This is a genomic window from Kineococcus rugosus, assembly GCF_050871975.1.
Lineage (GTDB): Bacteria > Actinomycetota > Actinomycetes > Actinomycetales > Kineococcaceae > Kineococcus.
Genome location: NZ_JBJLSJ010000006.1, coordinates 121,750 through 143,661, shown reverse-complemented (window position 1 = coordinate 143,661; position 21,912 = coordinate 121,750). Strand labels below are relative to the sequence as shown.

22 protein-coding genes are annotated in these 21,912 nt (G+C 73.7%); 13 read left to right on the top strand and 9 right to left on the bottom strand.

The annotated features are described in order from the left end of the window. Window positions 1-55 precede the first annotated feature (55 nt). From ACRYM6_RS05000 to ACRYM6_RS04970, 7 genes are all read left to right on the top strand, one after another. The gene (locus ACRYM6_RS05000) at window positions 56-1,741 is read left to right on the top strand and encodes a purine-cytosine permease family protein (RefSeq protein WP_432541597.1); all 1,686 of its coding nucleotides are present in this window, start codon (window positions 56-58) and stop codon (window positions 1,739-1,741) included. A gap of 55 nt (window positions 1,742-1,796) precedes the next feature. After that, window positions 1,797-2,456, top strand: a complete 660-nt coding sequence (locus ACRYM6_RS04995; protein ID WP_432541596.1) for an urease subunit gamma — start codon at window positions 1,797-1,799, stop codon at window positions 2,454-2,456. After that, window positions 2,449-4,146, top strand: coding sequence for an urease subunit alpha (locus ACRYM6_RS04990; RefSeq protein WP_432541595.1), 1,698 nt, complete (start codon window positions 2,449-2,451; stop codon window positions 4,144-4,146). The genes ACRYM6_RS04995 and ACRYM6_RS04990 overlap by 8 nt, the downstream gene beginning before the upstream one ends. Next, complete coding sequence (locus ACRYM6_RS04985; RefSeq protein ID WP_432541594.1) at window positions 4,146-4,805, top strand: urease accessory protein UreF; 660 nt, start codon at window positions 4,146-4,148, stop codon at window positions 4,803-4,805. The genes ACRYM6_RS04990 and ACRYM6_RS04985 overlap by 1 nt, the downstream gene beginning before the upstream one ends. Then, window positions 4,798-5,535, top strand: a complete 738-nt coding sequence (gene ureG / locus ACRYM6_RS04980; RefSeq protein ID WP_432541593.1) for an urease accessory protein UreG — start codon at window positions 4,798-4,800, stop codon at window positions 5,533-5,535. The genes ACRYM6_RS04985 and ureG overlap by 8 nt, the downstream gene beginning before the upstream one ends. Further along, window positions 5,532-6,200, top strand: coding sequence for an urease accessory protein UreD (locus tag ACRYM6_RS04975; protein ID WP_432541592.1), 669 nt, complete (start codon window positions 5,532-5,534; stop codon window positions 6,198-6,200). The genes ureG and ACRYM6_RS04975 overlap by 4 nt, the downstream gene beginning before the upstream one ends. A gap of 151 nt (window positions 6,201-6,351) precedes the next feature. Continuing rightward, window positions 6,352-6,780: a DUF1801 domain-containing protein gene (locus ACRYM6_RS04970; RefSeq protein WP_432541621.1), complete on the top strand. Its 429-nt coding sequence runs from the start codon at window positions 6,352-6,354 to the stop codon at window positions 6,778-6,780. A gap of 134 nt (window positions 6,781-6,914) precedes the next feature. On the opposite strand, the gene ACRYM6_RS04965 is transcribed toward ACRYM6_RS04970, so the two are convergent. Beyond that, the gene (locus ACRYM6_RS04965; protein ID WP_432541591.1) at window positions 6,915-7,169 is read right to left on the bottom strand and encodes a type B 50S ribosomal protein L31; all 255 of its coding nucleotides are present in this window, start codon (window positions 7,167-7,169) and stop codon (window positions 6,915-6,917) included. A 207-nt stretch (window positions 7,170-7,376) separates the two neighbouring features. Between ACRYM6_RS04965 and ACRYM6_RS04960 the strand changes: the two genes are divergently transcribed. Further along, complete coding sequence (locus ACRYM6_RS04960; protein ID WP_432541590.1) at window positions 7,377-7,688, top strand: DUF4193 domain-containing protein; 312 nt, start codon at window positions 7,377-7,379, stop codon at window positions 7,686-7,688. A 283-nt stretch (window positions 7,689-7,971) separates the two neighbouring features. On the opposite strand, the gene ACRYM6_RS04955 is transcribed toward ACRYM6_RS04960, so the two are convergent. From ACRYM6_RS04955 to ACRYM6_RS04945, 3 genes are all read right to left on the bottom strand, one after another. Further along, on the bottom strand, window positions 7,972-8,388 hold the full coding sequence (locus ACRYM6_RS04955; RefSeq protein ID WP_432541589.1) for a VOC family protein: 417 nt from the start codon (window positions 8,386-8,388) through the stop codon (window positions 7,972-7,974). Between the two features lie 139 nt (window positions 8,389-8,527). Beyond that, the gene (locus ACRYM6_RS04950) at window positions 8,528-9,586 is read right to left on the bottom strand and encodes an ROK family protein (protein ID WP_432541588.1); all 1,059 of its coding nucleotides are present in this window, start codon (window positions 9,584-9,586) and stop codon (window positions 8,528-8,530) included. A 48-nt stretch (window positions 9,587-9,634) separates the two neighbouring features. Further along, window positions 9,635-10,822 carry an ROK family protein gene (locus ACRYM6_RS04945; protein WP_432541587.1) on the bottom strand — a complete coding sequence of 396 codons (1,188 nt, stop codon included), beginning with the start codon at window positions 10,820-10,822 and terminating at the stop codon, window positions 9,635-9,637. Window positions 10,823-11,064: 242 nt separating this feature from the next. On the opposite strand from ACRYM6_RS04945, the gene ACRYM6_RS04940 reads away from it, so the two are divergent. The 5 genes from ACRYM6_RS04940 to ACRYM6_RS04920 are packed head-to-tail and all read left to right on the top strand — an operon-like array spanning window position 11,065 to window position 16,375. Continuing rightward, window positions 11,065-12,003, top strand: a complete 939-nt coding sequence (locus ACRYM6_RS04940; RefSeq protein WP_432541585.1) for a carbohydrate ABC transporter permease — start codon at window positions 11,065-11,067, stop codon at window positions 12,001-12,003. A 13-nt stretch (window positions 12,004-12,016) separates the two neighbouring features. Continuing rightward, window positions 12,017-12,907, top strand: coding sequence for a carbohydrate ABC transporter permease (locus ACRYM6_RS04935; protein WP_432541584.1), 891 nt, complete (start codon window positions 12,017-12,019; stop codon window positions 12,905-12,907). 48 nt (window positions 12,908-12,955) lie between these two features. Further along, complete coding sequence (locus ACRYM6_RS04930) at window positions 12,956-14,290, top strand: ABC transporter substrate-binding protein (RefSeq protein WP_432541583.1); 1,335 nt, start codon at window positions 12,956-12,958, stop codon at window positions 14,288-14,290. A gap of 13 nt (window positions 14,291-14,303) precedes the next feature. Next, complete coding sequence (locus ACRYM6_RS04925; protein WP_432541582.1) at window positions 14,304-15,341, top strand: Gfo/Idh/MocA family protein; 1,038 nt, start codon at window positions 14,304-14,306, stop codon at window positions 15,339-15,341. A 2-nt stretch (window positions 15,342-15,343) separates the two neighbouring features. Further along, window positions 15,344-16,375, top strand: coding sequence for a Gfo/Idh/MocA family protein (locus tag ACRYM6_RS04920; RefSeq protein ID WP_432541581.1), 1,032 nt, complete (start codon window positions 15,344-15,346; stop codon window positions 16,373-16,375). Window positions 16,376-16,393: 18 nt separating this feature from the next. On the opposite strand, the gene ACRYM6_RS04915 is transcribed toward ACRYM6_RS04920, so the two are convergent. The 5 genes from ACRYM6_RS04915 to ACRYM6_RS04895 all read right to left on the bottom strand — a co-directional run bounded on the left by ACRYM6_RS04915 (window position 16,394) and on the right by ACRYM6_RS04895 (window position 21,878). After that, window positions 16,394-17,167 (bottom strand): SDR family NAD(P)-dependent oxidoreductase, encoded by a 774-nt coding sequence (locus tag ACRYM6_RS04915; protein ID WP_432541580.1) that lies wholly within the window; start codon window positions 17,165-17,167, stop codon window positions 16,394-16,396. After that, window positions 17,164-18,516, bottom strand: coding sequence for an MFS transporter (locus ACRYM6_RS04910; protein ID WP_432541579.1), 1,353 nt, complete (start codon window positions 18,514-18,516; stop codon window positions 17,164-17,166). The genes ACRYM6_RS04915 and ACRYM6_RS04910 overlap by 4 nt, the downstream gene beginning before the upstream one ends. A gap of 38 nt (window positions 18,517-18,554) precedes the next feature. After that, entirely contained in the window at window positions 18,555-19,874 is a 1,320-nt protein-coding gene (gene hisD / locus ACRYM6_RS04905; protein ID WP_432541578.1) for a histidinol dehydrogenase, read from the bottom strand. Between the two features lie 189 nt (window positions 19,875-20,063). Continuing rightward, window positions 20,064-21,068 carry a LacI family DNA-binding transcriptional regulator gene (locus ACRYM6_RS04900; RefSeq protein WP_432541576.1) on the bottom strand — a complete coding sequence of 335 codons (1,005 nt, stop codon included), beginning with the start codon at window positions 21,066-21,068 and terminating at the stop codon, window positions 20,064-20,066. A gap of 132 nt (window positions 21,069-21,200) precedes the next feature. Next, window positions 21,201-21,878, bottom strand: coding sequence for a DUF1275 family protein (locus tag ACRYM6_RS04895; protein ID WP_432541620.1), 678 nt, complete (start codon window positions 21,876-21,878; stop codon window positions 21,201-21,203). Window positions 21,879-21,912 lie beyond the last annotated feature (34 nt).

Here is a 21,912-nt window from a genome sequence, read left to right as displayed (position 1 = left end):
GTTTCGGATCGCTTCCATGTGGAAGCGATCCGACGCCGGTTCCCGGAGGCCAGTGATGACCCAGAACACCGAGGGCGCCCCACCCGCCGTGGCGGGAGCCCACCACGTCAGCGCCGCGACCTCCGAGACGCTGGAGGACTACACGCTGCGGTTCGCCCCCCGCAGCTACCGCCGGTGGACCCCGGCCGTGGTCGCCACCTCCGCCCTCGGCGGGATCGCCTACCTGGCCGACTTCTCCATCGGCGCCAACATCGGCATCGCCCACGGCACCACCAACGCCCTGCTGGGCATCGCGCTGGCCGCGGTCGTCATCTTCGTCAGCGGTTTCCCGCTCGCCTACTACGCCGCCCGGTACAACATCGACCTCGACCTCATCACCCGCGGGTCCGGGTTCGGCTACTACGGGTCGGTCCTGACGAACGTCATCTTCGCGACCTTCACGTTCATCTTCTTCGCCCTCGAGGGCGCCATCATGGCCCAGGGCCTGGAACTGGGCCTGGGGATCCCGCGCTGGATCGGGTACGCCGTCTCCACCCTCATCGTCATCCCCCTGGTGATCTTCGGGATGAAGGCGCTGTCGAAGCTGCAGGTGTGGACCACCCCGCTGTGGCTGGTGCTCATGGTCATCCCCTTCGTCTACCTCGTCGCCACCCACCCCGAGTCCGTCGGCCGGTTCTTCGCCTACACCGGCGCCGACGGCTCGGGCTCCTCGGTCAGCGCCGCGTCGGTGCTGCTGGCCGCCGGGGTCTGCCTGTCGCTCATGGCGCAGATCGCCGAGCAGATCGACTACCTGCGGTTCATGCCCCCGCGCACCGAGGAGAACAAGCGCCGCTGGTGGACCGCGGTCGTCCTGGCCGGCCCGGGCTGGGTCGTGTTCGGCGCCCTCAAGCAGGCGGTCGGGTTGTTCCTGGCCGTGTACCTCATCGCCTCCCTGGACCCGCAGGCCTCCGCCACCGCGAACGAGCCCGTGCACCAGTTCCTCGGCGTGTACGAGGAGATGATGCCCGGCTGGCTCGCCATGGCCCTCGCCGTCGTCCTCGTCGTCATCAGCCAGATCAAGATCAACGTCACCAACGCCTACTCCGGTTCGCTGGCCTGGACCAACTCCTTCACCCGGGTGACCAAGCGCTACCCCGGGCGCCTCGTGTTCGTGATCGTGAACCTCGTCATCGCCCTGACGTTGATGGAGGCGAACATGTTCGACTTCCTCAACACCGTCCTGGGTTTCTACGCCAACTGCGCGATGGCCTGGGTCATCACCGTGGCCACCGACATCGTCGTCAACAAGGGGATCCTGAAGATCTCCCCCACCGTGGCCGAGTTCCGCCGCGGGATGCTGTACCCGGTCAACCCCGTCGGGTTCGTCTCGGTGCTGCTGTCGGCGGGCCTGTCGATCGTCGTCTTCTTCGGCGGCCTCGGCGAGACCCTGCAGCCCTACTCCCCCGTGGTCGCCATCGTCCTGGCGGTCGTCTGCCCCCCGGTCCTGGCCCTGGCCACGAAGGGGAAGTACTACCTGCGCCGCACCGACGACGGCCTCGACGAGCCGATGTACGACGCCGACGGGAACCCCTCCGGCACGGTCATGACCTGCCACGTGTGCCGCCAGGACTTCGAGCGTCCCGACGTCACCGCCTGCCTCACCCACGACGACGTCGTCTGCTCGCTGTGCCTGAGCACCGACAAGGTCGGCGACCACGTGCTGCCCGCCGCACCGGCACCGGCCGTCCCCTCGCCCCGGTGAACCCGGTGGACGCACCCACCCGCCGCGCTGCTCCCGAAGGGCTACTGTCCGCGTCGTGAACATCAGCCCGGCCGACACCGAGAAGCTGCTCCTGGCGGTCGCGGGCATGGTCGCCCGCGACCGCCTGCAGCGCGGCGTCCGGCTCAACCACCCCGAAGCCGTCGCCCTGCTGTCCACCTGGGTGGTCGAGCGCGCCCGCGAAGGCGCTCTGGTCGCCGACCTCATGGAGGCCGGGCGGCACGTCCTGACCCGCGAGCAGGTCATGCCCGGGGTCGCCGAGATGCTGCACGACGTGCAGGTGGAGGCGACCTTCCCCGACGGGCGCAAGCTCGTCACCCTGCACCACCCCGTCCAGGGCCCCGCCGGCGACGGTCCCGGGGAAGCCCCCGGGGCCGTCCGGGTCCGCCCCGGCACGATCGTCCTCAACGCCGACCGCACCGCGGCCGAACGCCTGGAGCTGCACGTGGAGAACACCGGCGACCGGCCCGTGCAGATCGGGTCCCACCTGCACCTGCCCGACGCCAACCCCGCCCTGCGCTTCGACCGCGCCGCCGCCCGGGGTTTCCGGCTCGACGTCCCCTCCGGCACGTCGGTGCGCTTCGAGCCCGGGGTGGCCCGCACCGTGGCGGCCGTCGCGCTGCGCGGGGACCGCCGCGTCCCGGGCCTGCGCACCGACCGCTCCGGGCTCGGGGAAGGCGGTGCCCTCGATGGTTGAGATCGACCGCTCCGCCTACGCCGCCCTGTACGGCCCCACCACCGGCGACCAGGTCCGCCTCGGCGACACCGACCTGTGGATCGAGGTCGAGGCCGACCTCACCGCCGGCGGGGAGGAAGCCGTCTTCGGCGGCGGCAAGTCCGTCCGCGAGTCCATGGCCCAGGGCGTCACCACCCGCGCCGGGGGCGCTCCCGACACCGTCATCACCAACGCGCTCGTCCTGGACCACTCCGGGATCTACCGCGCCGACGTCGGCCTGCGCGACGGGCGCATCGCCGCGATCGGGCGGGCCGGGAACCCCGACGTCGCCGACGGCGTCCACCCCGGCCTGCGGATCGGGCCGTCCACCGACGTCGTCTCCGGCGAGGGCCGCATCCTCACCGCCGGCGGCATCGACACCCACGTCCACCTCATCTCCCCCTCCCAGGTCCACGAGGCCCTGGCGTCGGGGATCACCACCATCGCCGGCGGTGGCACCGGCCCCAGCGAGGGCACGAAGGCCACCACCGTCACCCCCGGCGCCTGGCACCTGACCCAGGCCCACCGGGCGCTGGACGACCTGCCCGTCAACGTGCTGCTGCTGGGCAAGGGCAACACCGTCAGCGCGCAGGGCCTGGCCGAGCAGGCCCTCGCCGGGGCCGCCGGGTACAAGGTCCACGAGGACTGGGGCTCGACCCCGGCCGCCATCGACGCCGCCCTGCGCGCCGCCGACGAGTTCGGCCTGCAGGTCGCGCTGCACTCCGACTCCCTCAACGAGGCCGGGTACGTCGACTCCACGATCGCCGCCATCGGCGGCCGCTCGATCCACGCCTTCCACACCGAGGGCGCCGGGGGCGGGCACGCCCCCGACATCATCACCCTGGCCTCGCACCCCAACGTGGTGCCCGGCTCGACGAACCCGACGCTGCCGCACACCGTGAACACCGTCCCCGAGCACCTGGACATGCTCCTGGTCTGCCACCACCTCAACCCCGCCGTCCCGGAGGACCTCGCCTTCGCCGAGTCCCGCATCCGCGCGACGACGATCGCCGCCGAGGACGTCCTGCACGACCTCGGCGCGCTGTCCATCACGAGTTCGGACGCGCAGGCCATGGGCCGCATCGGGGAGGTCATCACCCGCACCTGGCAGGTGGCGCACGTGATGAAGCACGCCCGCGGCGGCCTCGACGCCCGCGCGGACAACGAGCGGGCCAAGCGGTACGTCGCCAAGTACACGATCAACCCCGCGATCGCCCACGGCGTCGACCACCTGCTCGGCTCGGTCGAGGTCGGGAAGCTGGCCGACCTGGTCCTGTGGGACCCGGCGTTCTTCGGCGTCCGGCCCTCGGTGGTGCTCAAGGGCGGTGCCCTCGTCCTGGGCGCGCTGGGGGATCCCAACGCCTCCATCCCCACCCCGCAACCGGTGCTGCTGCGCCCGGCGCTCACGCACCCCAACGGCGCGGACGTCTCGTTCAGCTTCGTCTCCCCCGCCGCGCTCGCGGACGGCTTGGAGGGCCGGCTCGGGTTGCGGCGCGCGCTGGAAGCGGTCCGCGACACCCGCGGCGTCGGCAAGGCGCAGATGGTCCACAACGACGCCCTGCCCCGGATCGAGGTCGATCCCGAGACGTTCGCCATCACGATCGACGGCGACCTCGTCGTCCCCGCCCCGGCCACCGAACTGCCGCTGGCCCAGCGCTACCAGCTGTTCTGATGGCCGTCCCCGACCTGCTGCTGGCGCTGCTGGCCGACGCCCGCCTCCCCGTGGGGGCGCACACCCAGTCCGCGGGCCTGGAACCGGCCGTCACCCACGGCGGCCTCGGCCCGGGCGACGTGCCGGAGTTCCTGCACGGGCGGCTGCGCACCGCGGTGGCCGTGGAGGCCGGCACCGCCGTCGTCGCGCGCCACCACGCCCTGGCGGGCCTGCCCCTGGGCCCGGTGCAGGACGCCTGGGCGGCCCGCACCCCCAGCCCCCCGCTGCGCGAGGCGTCCCGCACCCTGGGCCGCGGCTACCTGCGCACGGCGCGGCGGGTGTGGCCGCACCCGGTGTGGGACACGCTCGGGCGAACCCCGCCGCGCCCGCTGGTGCTGGGGGCCCTGGCCGCCGTCGCCGGGCTGGACGCCGCCCGACTCGTCCGGTTGTGCGTCCACGACGAGGCGGCCACCGTCAGCGCCGCCGCGCTGAAGCTGCTGCCCACCGACCCGGTGGACACCGTGACCTGGACGCTGGCCGCCCACGAGGTCGCCGAGCCCCTGGTCGCCGAGCTCGCCCACCTGACCGACCCCGACGAGGTCCCCGCCGCCGGGGGCCCCCTGAGCGAGCACTTCTCCCTCCTGCACACCACCACCACGATGAGGTTGTTCCATGCCTGAAACCCCTGAAACCCCCGAAACCCCCGAAACTCCCGGAACCCCCGGGACCCGCGCGTTCCGCCTCGGCGTCGCCGGCCCCGTCGGCACCGGCAAGAGCTCCCTCATCGCGCTGATCTGCCGGGAACTGTCCACCCGGCTGCGCCTGGGCGTCATCACCAACGACATCTACACCGACGAGGACGCCCGGTTCCTGCGCTCGGCCGGGGTGCTGGACCCCGAGCGGATCCGGGCGGTGGAGACCGGCGCGTGCCCGCACACCGCCATCCGCGACGACGTCACCGCGAACCTGCTCGCCGTGGAGGACCTGGAGGCCGACTTCGCCCCCCTGGACGTGGTGCTGGTCGAGTCCGGCGGGGACAACCTCACCGCCACCTTCTCCCCCGCGCTCGTCGACGCGCAGATCTTCGTCCTGGACGTCGCCGGCGGCGGGGACGTGGCCCGCAAGGGCGGACCCGGCATCGCGCGCGCGGACCTGCTGGTGGTCAACAAGACCGACCTGGCCCCCCACGTGGGGGTCGACGTGCAGCGCATGCACGCCGACGCCTCCGCCGCCCGCGACGGCCGGCCGGTCATCGCCCTGTCCCGCACCGACCGGCACTCCATCGACCACCTCACCGGCTGGCTGCTGGGGGTGCTGCAGGAGTTCCGCACCGGCCGCCACGAACCGGTCGACCCCGGGCCGATGGCCCCGCACTCCCACGCCGACGGGACCGTGCACAGCCACGCGTGAACGCGCCGGACCCCGACCCCCTCTCTGACACCGGTGACGCCACCCGCGTCGGCGTCACGGCCGGCGGGCTGCGGCTGCGCACCGGCGCGTTCGCCCCGAAGCTGCTGTCCCGCAGCCCCGACGGGCGCGCCGTGCGCATCGCGCTGGTCGGGGCCCGGGCGCTGCTGCTGGCCGGGGACCGGGTCGCGGTCGACGTCCACGTCGGGCCGGGCTGCGCCCTGGAGCTCGTGGAGGTCGCGGCCACCGTCGCCTACGACGGCCGCGGCGGGCCGGCGGCGACGTGGACCACCCGCGTCCGGCTGGACGCCGGGGCCCGGCTGCGCTGGGACGCCGAACCGCTGGTCGTCGCCGACGGCGCCCACGTCGAGCGCCGCACCGACCTCGACCTCGCCGCCGGCGCCGTGGCCCGGCTGCGCGAGACGCTGGTGCTCGGCCGCAGCGGGGAGGCCGGGGGCTCGGTGCGGCTGCGGACCCGCGCGCACCTGGGGGGGCGTCCGCTGCTGGTGGAGGACCTCGACCTGCGGGACCCCCGCGTGCGCCGCTCCCCCGCCGTCCTCGGTGCCCACCGGCGCCTGGAGACCGTCGTGGTGCTGGGAGAGCGCGACGAGGTCCCCGGGGCCCTGCACCTGGAGGGTCCCGGGACCCTGGTGCGCCGCTTCGGCTGACGAGCGCCCACCCCGGCCCGGGACACCGGTCAGGATCGGAGAAGCCGCCGCGCCCGCACCGGTCCTACCGTCGGGGTGGGCCCGGTCGCGGGACCACGACGAGGGAGGGGTGGCGGTGGAGGCGGGTTTCTCGGAGCAGGAACGGGCGTCGATGCGGGAACGGGCGGCCGAGCTGAAGACGCAGGCCCGGCGCGGCCGCGCGGCGGAGAAGGCGGCGCAGCGGGCCGCGGCCGACGCGGCGGACGTCCTGGCGAAGATCGACGCGATGCCCGACGGGGACCGCGCGCTGGCCCGGCGGGTGCACGAGGTCGTCACGACGGCGGCGCCGGACCTGGCGCCGAAGCTGTACTACGGGCAACCCGGGTACGCCAGGGAGGGCAAGGTCGTGTGCTTCTTCCGCAGCGGGCAGGTGGACAAGCTCCGGTACTCGACGTTCGGGTTCAGCCCGGAGGCCGACCTCGACGAGGCCGGTGGGTTGTGGGCGACGTCGTACGCGCTGACGACGGACGCGGACGAGGCGACGTGGGAACGGGTCGGGGAGCTGGTCGCGCGGGCCGCGGGGAACACCCCGGGACGGTGAGCGGTGGGTGGGACCTCCCGGTCAGTCTCCACCGTGCTCGAACCCTCACCGGCGCCCGGGTCGTCCACCGCGGTGTGGCGGGGACGACGAAGGCCCCCGCACCTGTCGGTGCGGGGGCCTCGGGGCGGTGCCGGTCAGCGGCGGCCGTAGCGGCGGCGGAACTTCTCCACACGCCCCTCGCTGTCCAGGACGCGGGCGTTGCCGGTCCAGAACGGGTGGCTGGCCGCCGAGACGTCGACGTCGAAGACCGGGTAGGTGGTCCCGTCCTCGTCGGTCTGCGTCGGCAGGTCACCGCGGGTGCTCAGCGTGGAGCGCGACAGGAACGTCGTGCCGGCGGACTTGTCGCGGAAGGCGACCGGACCGTAGGTGGGGTGGGTGTTCGACTTCATGACGGCCTCCGGGCCAGACGACGTGTACTCGCCCTCGTGAGAACCCTTCCCGACCGGGTGTTGTTCCCGGCTCCGGCGCAGGACCGAGCACGACGGGCGCCGGGGGACGCGGCGTGGCGCGGGCATGCCCAGGACCCCGACGTGGTTGAGCAGGGTGGTCGAGGCACGACGTGGCCCGACACGTCAGGACGCGAGGAGAGGGAACCGGTGGCGACCGACTACGACGCACCCCGCAAGACCGACGATGACCTGGACACCGATTCGATCGAGGAGCTGAAGGCCCACCGCACGGACACGACGTCCTCCTCCAGCGTCGACGTCGACGAGGCCGACGCCGCCGAGGGTTTCGAGCTGCCCGGGGCGGACCTGTCGGGTGAGGAGCTGGCGGTGCGGGTGCTGCCGCGCCAGCAGGACGAGTTCACCTGCACCAGCTGCTTCCTGGTCAAGCACCGCAGCCAGCTGCACGCCGGCCGGAGCAGCAGCGACGGGCAGTTGATCTGCAACGACTGCGCCGACTGACACCTCCCCCGGCACCCGGGCCTGAGCCCGTCGGTCCCGGCCTGGCCGGTCTCAGCCGGGCAGTCCCGCCCGGTCGCCGGGAGGCGGTGGTGGCGTGCGGCTGTCGTCGGCCGAGCTCGTGCAGCAGTGCTGGGGGAGCACCGGTCGAGCAGCCGCACCCGTTCGGCGGGATCCACGCGAGGTGCCCGGCGCGAGCCGTTCGCGCAGGGTGGGCGGTCCCCCGGGTGACCGGTGAGCGCGCAGCGCAGCGGTGGGACCCCGGGCCGTCGACGGCGATGGGCCGTCAGCGGCGCCCGGCCATCTGCTGGACGGCCCAGCCGTTGCCGTCGGGGTCGCGGAAGAAGGCGAACCCCACGTCGTCCAGCGCGCGACCGCCGCGGCGGACCTTCTCGTCGTCCCCGTCGAGCGCCTGGACCTCGCTGACGTCGACGCCCCGCCCGGCGAGTTCGGCGCGGGCGCGGACGACGTCGTCCACGACGAGCTGCAACCCCTGCAGGGACCCGGGGGGCATGGCGGGCACCACGCCCTCCCCGATCACGACGGAACACCCCGACCCCGGCGGGGTCAGCTGCACGACCCGCCGCCCCGGGCCGAGCGTGCGGTCGTGGTCCACCGCGAAACCGACCTGCCCGGCGTAGAACGCCTTGGCCCGGTCGATGTCCGCCACGGGTACCACGACGACTTCCAGGGTCCAGTCCACCGGTTCCTCCTCCGTTGCGACGACGACCTCCCGACCGCGCCCGGCGGTGGAACTCATCGGCCGCGGCGGGTCGCCCTCGACGGGCGACCGTGCCCGCCGGCAGGTCGGTGCCGGCGCCGCACGGGCCGGGCACGCCACCTCAGCGCCCGACGACCTGCCCGTCGCTGTCCACCGCTGCCGGCGCCGGGACGTCCACGCGCCGGGGATCGGGGTCCGGCCCGCAGACCTCGGACGCCGACCACCGGTGGACGTGGTCGGCGAGGCCGGCGCGCTCGAAACCCAGCAGCGCCGCGCCGACCCGTCCCGCGGCGGGGCCGAGCCGGGAGGCGCTCACCCGAGGCGCCGGGCGCCACGCCAGGCGTCCCTCCAGCGCCGTGGTCACCGGCCCCAGCAGCGCCGTCCCGGCCCGCGACAGCCCGCCGCCCAGGACGATCTCCTCGGGGTCGAGCAGCATCGTCATGCCCTGCAGGCCGATCGCGAGGGCTTCCACGGCGTCGGCCCACACGGCGTCCGCGTCGGTGTCGCGCCCCAGGGCGGCCACGACGTCGGCGGCCGAGGTGGCGCCCCGGCCGCCGCGGGCAAGGTAGCGGCGGAGGACCGCCGAGGCGGAGGCGTAGGCCTCCAGGCACCCGCGCTGCCCGCAGCCGCACTCCTCCCCGCCGTCGTGGACCGCCACGTGCCCGAACTCACCCGCCGAGCGGGTCGCGCCCGCCAGGGGCGTGCCCCCGGTGAGGACGGCGGCGGAGATCCCCGTCCCGATGGGGACGAAGGCGTACGTCTCGGCGCGCGACCGGGACAGCAGGTGCTCCGCGCGGCCGGCGGCGCGCGCGTCGTGGGCCACGGCGACGGGCAACCCGGTGGCCCGTTCCAGTTCGGCGCGCAGCGGGACCGAGCGCCACCGCAGGTTGGCGGCGAACTCCACCACGCCGGTGGTGTCGTCCACGACCCCGGGGGTCACGACGCCCGCGGCCACCGGTCGCCACCCGCGGGCCGCGGCGTGGGCGGCGAGGTCGCCGAGGAGCCGGGTCAGGTCGGCGACTCCGCGGGTGCCGGTGCGGGTGGTGCGCCGTTCGCGGTGGACCGGGCGACCCGAGGCGTCCACGACGGCGGCCTTGAGGGAGGTCCCGCCCACGTCGACGGCGAGCACGGCGGGGACCGGCGGGGCGCCGGTGGGGAGTTGCGGGGGACGGGTCGTCACGGCGCCTCACCTGTCGGGGTCGTCGGCGGCTGGCACCCGCCGGTGGGTTCAGGGGTGGATGAGTCCGTCGATGCGGTCCGCCGACAGCACGTTCTCCAGGACCAGGCGCAGGGCGCCGCTGAGCCCGGCGTCGGCTCCGTCGGTGGTCACCTGCACCTCCAGCACGCCGGCGGTCAGGGGCAGGCAGCGCTGGAAGAGGGTTCCGCGGACCGCGGCGACGAAGGGTTCCGCCGCGGACATGGCACCCGAGAGGGTGACGACCTTGGGGTTGAAGAAGTTCACGACCCCGGCGAGGACCTCCCCGACGAGGTTCCCCGCGTCGCGCAGCGTCGTGATGACGTGCACGTCGCCGTGGGCGGCGAGCGCGGTGACGTCGGCCGGGGCCTGCACGGGGTGGCCCTCCAGCTGCAGGCGCCGGACGAGGGCGCCTCCGCTGGCGACGGACTCGAGGCAGTTCTGGACGCTGCAGGAGCAGCTGATGACGGCGGTGCCGGCGACGGGGACGTGGCTCACCTCCCCGGCCGCGCCGCCCGCTCCGCGGTGCAGGCGGCCGGCGGAGACGATGCCGCAGCCGATGCGGGTGCCCAGCTTCACGGCGAGCAGGTGCTCGACCCCGGGGCCGGCGGCGGCGTGGGCGGCGATCGCCACCAGGTTGGCGTCGTTCTCCACGAACACCGGGACGTCGGTGAGGGCGCCGAAGGCGGTCAGGACGTCGGTGCCGTGCCAGCCGGGCATGCCCGAGGGGAGGACGACCCGTCCGGTGGTGGCGTCGATGGGAGCGGGGAACCCCAGCCCGAGGCCCAGCAGGCGGGAGGGGTCCAGGCCGGCCCCGCCGAGGACCTCGAGCACGGCCCGCCAGAGCCCGGGCAGCACCACGTCGGGGCCCTGGGCGACGTCGAGCGGGAGTTCGCGGGTGGTGAGCCGGTGGCCCAGGAGGTCGGCGACCCCGATCCGCACGTGGTGCGCGCCCACGTCGGCGGCCGCGACGAGCCCGGCGTCGGCCTTGACGTGCAGGCGGCGAGCTCGTCGCCCGCCGCGGGAACCCTCGTCGCCGTCCTCCACGACGAGTCCCTGACGGCGCAGCTGCTCCACCCGCAGCGAGATCGTCGAGGGGGCGAGGCCCGTCGCGCGGGCCAGGGCGGAGCGGGAGGTGGCCACGCCTTCGCGCAGCAGCTGGAAGACGTCGCCCGGCGATCCGGAACCGTCCAGACGCCGCACGCCGGGTGCCGTGCTCATGCCGGAACGATAGCCCACCACCGACGAGAAAGAGCCGAAGAACGCTTGACTTCGTTCGAGCGTCGAAGAGTAACCTTCGAGCAACGGCACCTTCACACGCCGGAAACAGCACACACCTAGCTTCAGAGCCGTCGCCGCCGGGCACCGCAGCCCGACCTCGGAGACCTCTCGACGGTGGAACAGCGCAGTGAGGAGAAAGCCATGAGGCGACCGCAGGACCCGTCCAGGACCGGAGCGCGCTGATGGCCTCCGCCGTGGCCGCCCGACCGCCCGTCCGCGCACCCCGGCGCGGAGCCGGCCTGCACGAGCGCGAGGGCCGCGCCGGCTACGTGCTCGTCGCCCCCACCACGGTCCTGCTCGCGATCTTCTATCTCTACCCGCTCGCGCAGACCGTCGTCTTCAGCTTCACCGACTGGAACCCCGCCTCACCCGAGGTCCCCTCCGCGGTCGGGCTCGACAACTACGCCGCGCTCACCGACACCGGCGGGTTCCTCTCCGCCCTCGGGCACACCGGCCTCTACGTCCTCGTCGTCGTCCCCGTGTCGATGGCCGTGGGGTTGTTCCTGGCCGCGCTGCTGAACACCCCCTTCCGCGGTCGGTCGGTCTACCGGGCGCTCATCTTCACGCCCTACATCGCCCCCACCGTCGGCAGCGCCCTGATCTTCACCTACCTGCTCACCCCCCTCGGCGGCCTCGTGAACTCCGTCGTCGAGCTCTTCGGGGCCCGCCCGATCGCCTTCCTCACCACCACCCCGTGGGCGATGGTCTCCGTCCTCGTCTTCTCGATCTGGCAGCAGGTCGGGTACATGATGGTCATCTACTCCGCCGCGCTCTCCGGCATCCCCAGCAGCTACCACGAGGCCGCCACGATCGACGGCGCCGGTGCGGTGCGCCGCTTCTTCTCCATCTCGCTGCCGCTGCTCGCCCCCACCAGCGGGTTCCTCGCCATCACCGGGATCGTCGGCGCCCTGCAGGTCTTCACCCAGGTGTACGTCCTCACCGGTGGTGGTCCGCTCGGCAGCACGTCCACCGTCATCCACTGGATCTACCAGCAGGGTTTCGTGTTCTTCAACGGCGGCCTCGCGACGGCCGCGTCGGTCGTGCTGCTGCTCATCGGGATCGCGGTCACCCTCGTGCAGCTGCTCGTCCTGAACCGCCGAGACACCGTCGAACTGTCCTGAGGGGAGGGAACCCGTGACACTCGCCAGCCCCGCACCCACGACCCGCCACGACCCGGCGACGCACACCACCGGGCGCGTCGGGGGCCGACGCCGGACCACGGTCGCCGTCGCCCGCCACGTCGTCCTCACCGTCGCGGCCGTCGTCTTCTTCGGGCCCTTCCTGTGGATGATCCTCACCAGCTTCAAGTCCTCCGCCGAGGCGCTCGCCTCGCCCCCCACGTTCCTGCCCGAGCAGTGGCAGTGGGAGAACTACGTCGACGTCTTCCGCACCGCCCCGTTCGGCCGCTACTACCTCAACAGCACCGTCGTCGCCGTCCTGGCGACCGCCGGCCAGGTCGTCACCAGCCTGATGGCCGGTTACGCCTTCTCCCGCCTGCGCTTCCGCGGCCGCAACGTCCTCTTCGTCGTCCTGCTCGCGGCGCTGATGGTCCCCTTCGAGATCGTCTTCACCCCCCTCATCAGCCTGCTGTCGCAGCTGAACTGGCTGAACACCTACCAGGGCCTGATCATCCCCAACGTCCCCTCGATCCTCGGCACCTTCCTCTTCCGACAGTTCTTCTCCAACTTCCCCTCCGAGATCGAGGACGCCACCCGCGTCGACGGTGCGGGGGTGTGGCGCCGGCTGGTCGGCATCATGGTGCCGATGGCCGGGCCGATGATCGGCGCCTTCACGATCCTGTCGTTCGTCTACAACTGGAACAACTTCTTCTTCCAGTTCATCGCCGTCACCCGCACGGAGATGTTCACGGTGCAGATCGGCCTCAGCCAGTTGCAGTCCCAGGAGGGGGCCTCCAACTTCAACGTCCTCATGGCCGGCTCCACCCTCGCCGTCATCCCCGTCCTCGTCGTCTTCCTCGTCTTCCAGAGGCAGATCGTGAGCGCCATCGCCACCGGCCTGCGCTGACCTGCCCGCAAGCCCCGCCCGCCCCGCCCACCCCACCGGAGGTTCCCCGTGCGTTCCCGCCCCCAGGGCCGACTCCCCCGCCGAACGTTCCTGTCCTTCGCCGCCGGCACCTCCGCGCTCGGGATGGCCGCCTGCAGCGGCGGCTCCGTCACCGGCAACACCGGTGACTCCGAGGGCCGGACCACCATCTCGGTCTGGCACCAGAGCACCGCCGAGGCGGCGACCAAGCTGGACGAGCTCATCGCCCAGTTCAACGACGCGCAGGCCGACTACACCGTGTCCGCGCAGTTCATCCCCGGGACCGAGGTGGAGTTCATCCCGCGCCTGGTCAACGCCATCACCAACGACCAGGGACCCGACCTCGTCCTCGGCAACGGCAACCCCTCGGGCCTCGGGCAGGTCATCGAGACGGGCAAGGTCGTCGCCCTCGACGACCTGCTCGGCACGGGCAAGACCCCGCTGGACCGCGCCGCCATCCCCCAGGGGATGCTCGACGCGTCCACCTTCGACGGCACCCTGTACTCGCTGCCCACCGACGGCGGCGACTACGCCGTGTTCTACAACAAGGCCCTGTTCGCCGAGGCCGGGATCACCACCCCGCCCACCACGTGGGCCGAACTCGCCGACGTCGCCGGACGGCTCACCACCGCGGACCGCTACGGCATCTACCTGCCCATCGGCAGCGGCGGCTACGGGGAGTGGACGTCCTTCACCTGGCAGTCGATGCTGTGGAGCGCGGGCGGGGAGTTCCTCACCGCGGACAACAGCGACGTCGCCTTCGACACCCCCGCCGGCGTCACGGCCCTCAAGACCTGGACCGACATCGTCGCCGCCGGGCACGCCTACCCCTCCAGCATGGCCGACTCGAACCAGAACCAGGGGTTCCCCGGCTTCATCGCGCAGGAGTACGCCATGTTCATCGGCGGCGCCTACAACCTCGGCGTCGTCCGCGAGGGCCTGGGGAAGGAGAACGTCGGGGTCTTCACCTTCCCCCGGATCACCCAGCCCGCGATGAACACCGGCACCAACGTCTCCTACATCCTGCAGACCACGGACGAGAAGCAGTCCGGCGCGTGGGCGTTCCTGTCGTGGTGGCTGCAGCCCGACGTCCAGGCGGAGTGGGACATCGCCACGGGGTTCCTGCCCACCAACCAGGCGACCACCACCTCGGCCGCCTACGCCGACTACCTGGCCGACGACCCCGACATCAAGGTGTTCGTCGACCAGCTCGAGTACGCGCGGACGCGGCCCTCGATCAGCGAGTACGCCGAGGTCAGCGCCGCGCTGAGCACCGAGATCGAGAAGGCCATGCTGCTGCAGCAGACCCCCGAGCAGGCCATCGCCACCGCCGCCGCCAACGCCCGCGCCGCGCTGGCCGGCTGACCGGGAGACGACCGTGACCCTGCTCCAGGAGAACCCCGCCACCACCACCGATCGCCGGCCGCGCATCGGCCTGGTCGGTGCCGGAGTCATCAGCCACGCCCACATGCCCGCCCTGCTGGACCTCGGCCGTGAGGTCGTCGTCTTCTCCGAGGTGGGTGCTCCGGAACTCGTCGCCGCCCACGGCGCCGGGACCGTCGTCCCCTCCTTCGAGGAGCTGCTCGAACGGGTGGACGTCGTCGACGTCGCCACCCCGACGTTCACCCACGCCGGTTACGTCGCCGCGGCGCTGCGCGCGGGCAAGGACGTCATCTCCGAGAAGCCGCTGGCCCGCACCGACGAGGACGCGGCCGCGTTGACGGCCCTGGCCGCGGACCTGGGCCGGACGCTGTACCCGGCGCAGGTGGTCCGCTTCTTCCCCGAGTACGCCCACCTCAAGGCGAGCGTGGACTCCGGGCGGCTCGGCGACCTCGCGGTGCTGCGCTTCTCCCGTTCCGGGGCGTACCCGACCCGCACCCCGTGGTTCGCCGACGTCGCCCTGTCCGGCGGCATCGTGCTGGACCAGATGATCCACGACCTCGACATCGCCCGCTGGGTCGCCGGGGAGGTCGTCCAGGTGTCCGCCGTCTCCCGGACCGCGGGGACCGCGCAGGAGCCGGTCGCGGGCGCCCACGTCCTGCTCACCCACGCCTCCGGGGCCATCAGCCAGGTCAGCGGCATCTGGGGGCCGCCGCACCTCGCCTTCACGACGTCGTTCTCCGTCGCCGGGACGCTCGGCACCCTCAGCCACGACTCCGCCGCCGAGCGCGGTTTCAGCGCCGACCTGCGGACCGCCCCCGGCAGCGGGGGGCTCATGCCCGACGTCGACCCCGCCGAGAGCCCCTACTACGTGGAACTGCGCGAGTTCATCGGCGCCCTCTCCGGCGGACCGGCCGCACGGGTCACCGCCGCCGACGGGGCCGAGGCGGTCCGCATCGGCAACGCCGCCCTCGCCTCGATCGACACCGGGCAGCCGGTCGCGCTGACCCCCACCACGACCCCCGCGGAAGGTTGATCATGCCCACGGAGCCGGCCCCCGTGAAGGTCGCCGTCATGTCCTTCGCCCACGTCCACGCCGCCGGGTACGTCGAGGTCCTGAAGCGCGCACCCGGGGTCGAGCTCCTCAGCAGCGACCCCGGCCCCCACGCCGCCGACGGCGAGCTGCGCGGGCGCGAGCTCGCCGACCGGCTCGGGGTCGGCCACGTCGACACCTACGAGGAACTGCTCGCCTGGGGCCCCGACGCCGTCGTCATCACCTCGGAGACCTCCCGGCACCGGGAGCTGGTCGAACGGGCCACCGCGGCCGGCGCGCACGTCCTGTGCGAGAAACCGCTCGCCACGACCCGCGAGGACGCCCTCGCGATCGCAGCGGCGGTGCAGCGCGCCGGGACCGTCTTCATGATGGCCTTCCCCGTCCGGTTCTCCAGCTCCTTCGCCAGGCTCCGGGCCGCCCACGACGGGGGCGGTCTGGGAGAGGTGTTCTCGGTGCGCGGCAGCAACAACGGGATGCTCCCGACGTCGCGGTCCTGGTTCACCGACCCCGAACTGGCCGGCGGCGGCGCGCTCACCGACCACGTCGTCCACATCGCCGACCTGCTCGAAGCGCTGCGCGGCTGCGCGCCGGCCTCCGTCACCGCCGTCACCAACCGCGTCCTGCACGCCGACCGGGCGCGCGCCGAGACCGCCGGGCTGGTGACGGTCACCTACACCGACGGTGTCGTCGCCGCCATCGACTGCTCCTGGAGCCAGCCCGACACCGCTCCCACGTGGGGCGGTCTCAAGCTGAGCGTGGCGGGCACCGGGGGAACGGTGGACGTCGACTTCTTCGGCCCCTCCGTCCGCGGCCTGGACGGCCGCACCGGACGCCCGATCCAGCTGCCGTACGGAGCCGACACGGACGAGGCCGTCCTGGCCACGTTCCTCGACGCGGTCCGCACCGGGAGCCAGCCGCAGCCGGACCTCGCCGTCGGGATGCGCACCCTGGACATCGTCCTGGCCGCGCAGGAGTCGGCCGCCACCGGGCGGACGGTGACGCTGGCGGGCGTGTGAGCGGCGCACCGGCCCGGCTCAGCGGGCGACCATGCCCGCCGACAGGTCGATGTCGGCGCCGCACAGCCCGGGCACGCACAGGACGGCGACGGTGGCGGTGGCGACCTCCTCCTCGGTGACCATGCGCCGCAGCGCGGCGCGGGACACGAACTCGGCCTCGGCCTGTTCCGGCGTCGTCCCGGAACGTTCGGCCTCGCGGGCGAAGTTGCGTTCCATGCGCGGTCCGGCGACGGGCCCCGGGGAGATCGAGTTCACCATGACCCCTCGCGGGCCCACCTCGTGCGCGAGGGTGGTCGTCAGCCCGAGGACGGCCATCTTGGAGGCGGTGTAGGGCGTGCGCCCGGGCAGCGGGCGCTTGCCGCTGACGGAGGCGATGTTCACCACGTCCCCGGACCCGCGCGCGAGCATCGGCGGCAGGAACGCGCGGGACACCAGGTAGGTGCCGCGCACGTTGACGGCGAACACCTCGTCCCACTCGTCCGGCCGGACGTCGACGAGGTCGGCGACGGGGCCGGCGACGCCGGCGTTGTTGACGACGATGGAGATCGACTCGTCGGCCAGGTCGGCGGCGAGGGCGTCCACGGAGGCGGGGTCGGACACGTCGCAGATCGCGACCCGCGCCGCCGGGCCGATCTCCGCGGCGGTCCGGCGCAGCGCGTCCTCGGCGCGGCCGACGAGGACGACCCGGGCGCCGTGCCCGGCCAGGGCGAGCGCGATGGCCCGCCCCAGCCCGTGGCCGGCTCCGGTGACGAGGGCGGTGCGGCCGCCGACGACGTCGCCGGGGGCCCTCACGGGGTCCTCACCGCGCCGGTGCCGGGCAGGGTCGTCACGCCGATCTCCTCCAGTTCCAGGTGGCGGCGGTCGGGGGCGAAGGAGACCGCGACGATCGCCACGAGGGTGCAGGCGATGGCGAACACGGCGACCGCCCACAGGCTGCCGTCGGCCCACAGGACGAGCGCGGCGGCGAGGGCGGGGGCGAAGCTGGCCAGCAGGATCGAGGCCATCTGGTACCCGATGGAGATGCCGGAGTAGCGCACGGCGGTGGGGAACATCTCGCAGTACAGCGCGGGCAGCGGCGCGTAGACCATCGCGTGCCCGAGGGCCATGAAGACGACGACCCCGAGGGTGATGGCCCACCACTGCCCGGTCTGCACGAGCGCGAACACCGGCCAGGTGGTGACGGCGATGATCCCGGCGCCGATGAGGAACGTCCGGGGCCGCCCGATGCGGTCCGACAGCGCCCCGAAGACGGGGATGAGCGCGATGTTCGCGGCCGCCCCGGCCATGGAGGCGACGAGGCCGTAGCTGCGCGGGGCGCCGAGGTTCGTGGTGACGTACGAGAGGACGAACGTGGTGAACAGGTAGTAGTTCCCGGCTTCGGCGAACCGGCCGAAGATCGCGACGAGCAGCGGGCGCTTGTGCTCGCGGAACAGCACGACGGCGGGCGCCTTGCGCTGCTCCACCTCGGCGTCCATCTTGGCCTTCTCCGCCAGGAAGGCGGGGCTCTCGGTGGCGCGCAGGCGGATCACCAGGCCGACGGCGGCCAGGACGATCGCCAGCAGGAACGGCAGGCGCCACCCCCACGTCTCGAAGGCGTCGCCGGAGACCCAGGCCGACAGCGAGACCGCGGCGGTGCCGAGGAGCAGACCGGCGGAGACGCCGATCTGCGGCCAGGCGCCGAAGAAACCCCGCCGGTCCCGGGGGGCGTTCTCGACCGCGATGATCGCGGCCCCGCCCCACTCACCGCCGACGGCGAAACCCTGCGCGAGACGCAGCACGCACAGCAGCAGCGGCGCGGCCACCCCGATCTGGGCGTAGGTGGGCATGAGGCCGATGGCGGCGGTGGCGACGGTCATCACCGAGAAGGTGAGGATGAGCGTCGACTTGCGCCCGATGCGGTCGCCGAGGTGACCGGCGACGACCGCTCCCAGCGGCCGGGCCAGGAACCCGACGCCGAAGGAGGCCAGGGACACGATCTGCCCGACGCCGCTGGAGAGGTTCGGGAAGAACAGCGTGCCGAACACCAGCGCGGCGGCCGTCCCGTAGATCGTGTACTCGTACCACTCGACGACGGCGCCGATGGTCCCGGACTGCAGGGACCGGCGGCGCAACTGCTGAGGGGTGGGTGGGGTCTGCTCCATCGCGGATCTCCGTCGATCGGTGGGGGGAGGGGTTTCCCTCAGGCGGGGGCGCCCTGGTAGTGGTCGCTCCAGGTCAGCGGTGCGCCGGCGTACTTGGCGGCGCGCACGTCGCCGGACCGGGCGTGGCCCTCGAACAGCTCGACGCGCGCGGCCCGCCCGCACAGGGTCCCCAGCCGCGCCGAGGCGTCCTGGTCGCGGACCTCCTGGTAGGTGACGGTGCGCAGGTACTTCCCGACCCACAGCCCCCCGGTGTAGCGCGCGGCGCCGCGGGTGGGCAGGACGTGGTTGGTGCCGATCACCTTGTCCCCGTAAGAGACGCAGGTGCCCTCGCCGAGGAACAGCGCCCCGTAGGCGTTCATCTTCTCCAGGGCCAGGCGGGGTTCGGCGGTGAGGACCTGGACGTGCTCGAAGGCGAAGCCGTCGGCGATGCGGTAGGCCTCGTCGAGGTCGTCGGCGACGATCACCTGACCGTGGTCGCGCCAGGCGGGCCCGGCGATGTCGCCGGTGGGCATCCCGGGCAGGATCTGCTCGACGTGCTCCAGGACCCGGCGGCCGAGTTCGGCGCTGGTGGTGACGAGGACGGCCGGGGAGTCGGGGCCGTGCTCGGCCTGGGAGAGCAGGTCGACGGCCACGACGAACGGGTCGGCGCTGTCGTCGGCGACGACGAGGATCTCGGTGGGCCCGGCGAACAGGTCGATGCCGACCTCGCCGAACAACTGCCGCTTGGCCTCGGCGACGTAGGCGTTGCCCGGGCCGGCGAGCATGTCGACGCGCGCGATGCTCTCGGTGCCGACGGCCATGGCGGCGACCGCCTGCACCCCGCCCAGGACGTGGATCTCGTCGGCGCCGGCCAGGTGCATGGCGGCGATCGTCGCGGCGGGGACCTCGCCGCGGATGGGGGGCGTGCAGGCCACGACGCGCGGGACCCCGGCCACCTTGGCGGTGACGATGGTCATGTGCGCGGAGGCGGTCAGGGGGTAGCGGCCGCCGGGGACGTACGCGCCGACGGCGGCGACGGGCAGGTGCCGGTGCCCGAGGAACACCCCGGGTTCGGTCTCGACCTCGATGTCGGTCATGGACGCGCGCTGGGCCTCGGCGAAGCGGCGGACGTTGGCCTGGACGGTCGTGATGTCGTCGACGACCTGCTGGGGCAGGGTGGCGACGATCTCGTCGACCTGCTCGGGGCTCAGGCGGGTGGACGCCGGTTCCCAGCGGTCGAAGCGGGCGGACAGTTCGCGCACCGCCTCGTCGCCGCGGGTGCGCACGTCGGCGATGATCCCGCGCACGGTCCCGGCGACGGCGTCGTCGCCGGCGAACGTGGTGGGGGTCGAGGTGGCGGCCTTGAGGGTGTGGGACATCTCAGCTCCGTGGTGACGTCGGTGTCTCGGTCCTGCTGGTCTCGGTCCTGCTGGTCGCGGCCCGCTGCGGCGCGGCGCCGTCGTCCCGGGCCGTCCGGGCGGTGGGTCACGGGCGTTGGATACGTATCCAACGAGTGGTGCCACCGTAGGCGCCGGGTTCGCGACCCGTCAACCGCCACCCGCTCGCGCTCAGCCCTCCGGCGGCGCGGTCGTGCTGCGCCGCACCAGCTCCACCGGCAGCACCTCGTGCCGCAGCGGCGCCTCGGGGTCCTCCAGCCGCTCCAGCAGCAGCCGCGCGGCCACCTCCGCGATGCGGGACAGCGGCTGGCGGACCGTCGTCAGCGCGATCCGCTCCCAGGCCGACGCGGGCGCGTCGTCGCAGCCGACGACGCTCAGCCCGCCGGGCACGTCGACACCCTCGGCGGTGGCCGCGTTCAGCGCCGCGTGGGCCATCACGTCGTTGTGGCAGAACAGCGCGCTCGGACGGCCGGGACCGGCCAGCAGCTCCCGCACCGCCGCGTGGCTGGTGGCGTAGTCGTACCCGCCCTGCACGGTGACCAGTTCCGCTCCCGGGGCGCGCTCGGCCACCCGCGCCCGGAAACCCGCCGCGCGCTGCTCGGCGGTGCTGGCCTGCGCGGTGCCGCACAGCATCCCCAGCCGGCGGTGCCCCAGGTCCAGCAGGTGGTCGGCGGCCAGCCGCGCCGCGCCGACGTTGTCCGCCTCGACCTGGTCGCCGGGGAAACCCGCGATGGTCCGGTGGCACAGCACCACCGGGATGCCGTGCTCGCTCACCGGCCACGCCAGCGGGTCGTCGCGGACGGCGGAGGTGAACACCACCCCGTCGACGCGCTCGCGGCGCAGCACCGCCAGGCTCTCCTGCGCCGTCGTCACGTCGCTGAGCAGCAGCAACCGCAGCCCCCGCTCGTGCAGGACGCGCTCCACCGCCCGCACCATGACCGGGTAGAAGGGGTTGGTCAGGTCCCGGACCACGACCCCGACCAGGCCGCTGCGGGCGGCGACCAGCGCCCGGGCCGCCGAGTTCGGCTGGTAGTCGTGCCGGGCCAGGACCTCCAGCACCCGGCGGCGGGTCTCCGGCGCCACGCTGCCGCCGTTGAGGACGCGCGAGACCGTCGACTGCGCGACCCCCGCCTCGCGGGCGATCTGGACGCTGGAGACGGCCGGTCGCCGAGCCATCGTGTCGCTCCTCGGAGGTGGGTGGGCGGCGAGGCCGGCCGTGCCCCGTCGACGCCGTGGAGCCTAGTGGCGGCCCGGTACCGGCACCTCCCGCTCGGCCGGCGGTGGGGGTGGCCCCGCTCCGGCGGAGCGCTACCGGGCGGCCGGGACCGCGGCCCGCCGGTGGTGGGCGCGCAGGTGCCCCAGCAAGGCGCAGACCACGGTGATCACCCCGGCCACGCCCAAACCCGCACCGATGTGCCAGCGCAGCAACGCCGCCCCCGCCGCCGCACCGGCCAGGATGAGCACCACCGCCCCCAGCCGGCGCCGCCACCCCTCCCCCGTCCCCCCGGCCAGGCGGGAATCGGCAGCCAACCCGGTCAGGGTCGAGGTCACCACGACCGTGGTGACGTCCTTGACCGCCAGCCGGCGCGCCGCCGCGGCCTGGGCCCCCATCAGCACCCCCAGCACCCCGGTCACCGCCAGCGCCGCCGGCGGCGGGGTCGACCCCACCTCCACCGGCACCGCGTCCCCCAGGCCGGCCACGACCCCGGCCAGCACCCCCAGCCCGGCCCCGACGACCGCGAAGACCACGCTCGAGGCCGTCGTCCACCCCGTCGCCGCCCGCCGCAGGACCCGACCCACCAGCGCGGCCCCCAGCACGAAACCCACCAGCGCCAGGGACGGGCCCAGGACGGGCAGGTCCTGCGCCCCGGTCAACGCCATGCCCAGGATCACCACGTTGCCGGTCATGTTCGCGGTGAACACCCGGTCCAGCCCCAGGTACCCGACCGCGTCGACGATCCCGGTGGAGAACGTCAGGACCAGCATCAGCGCCAGGTGCCACGACGCCGCTCGCGACGGA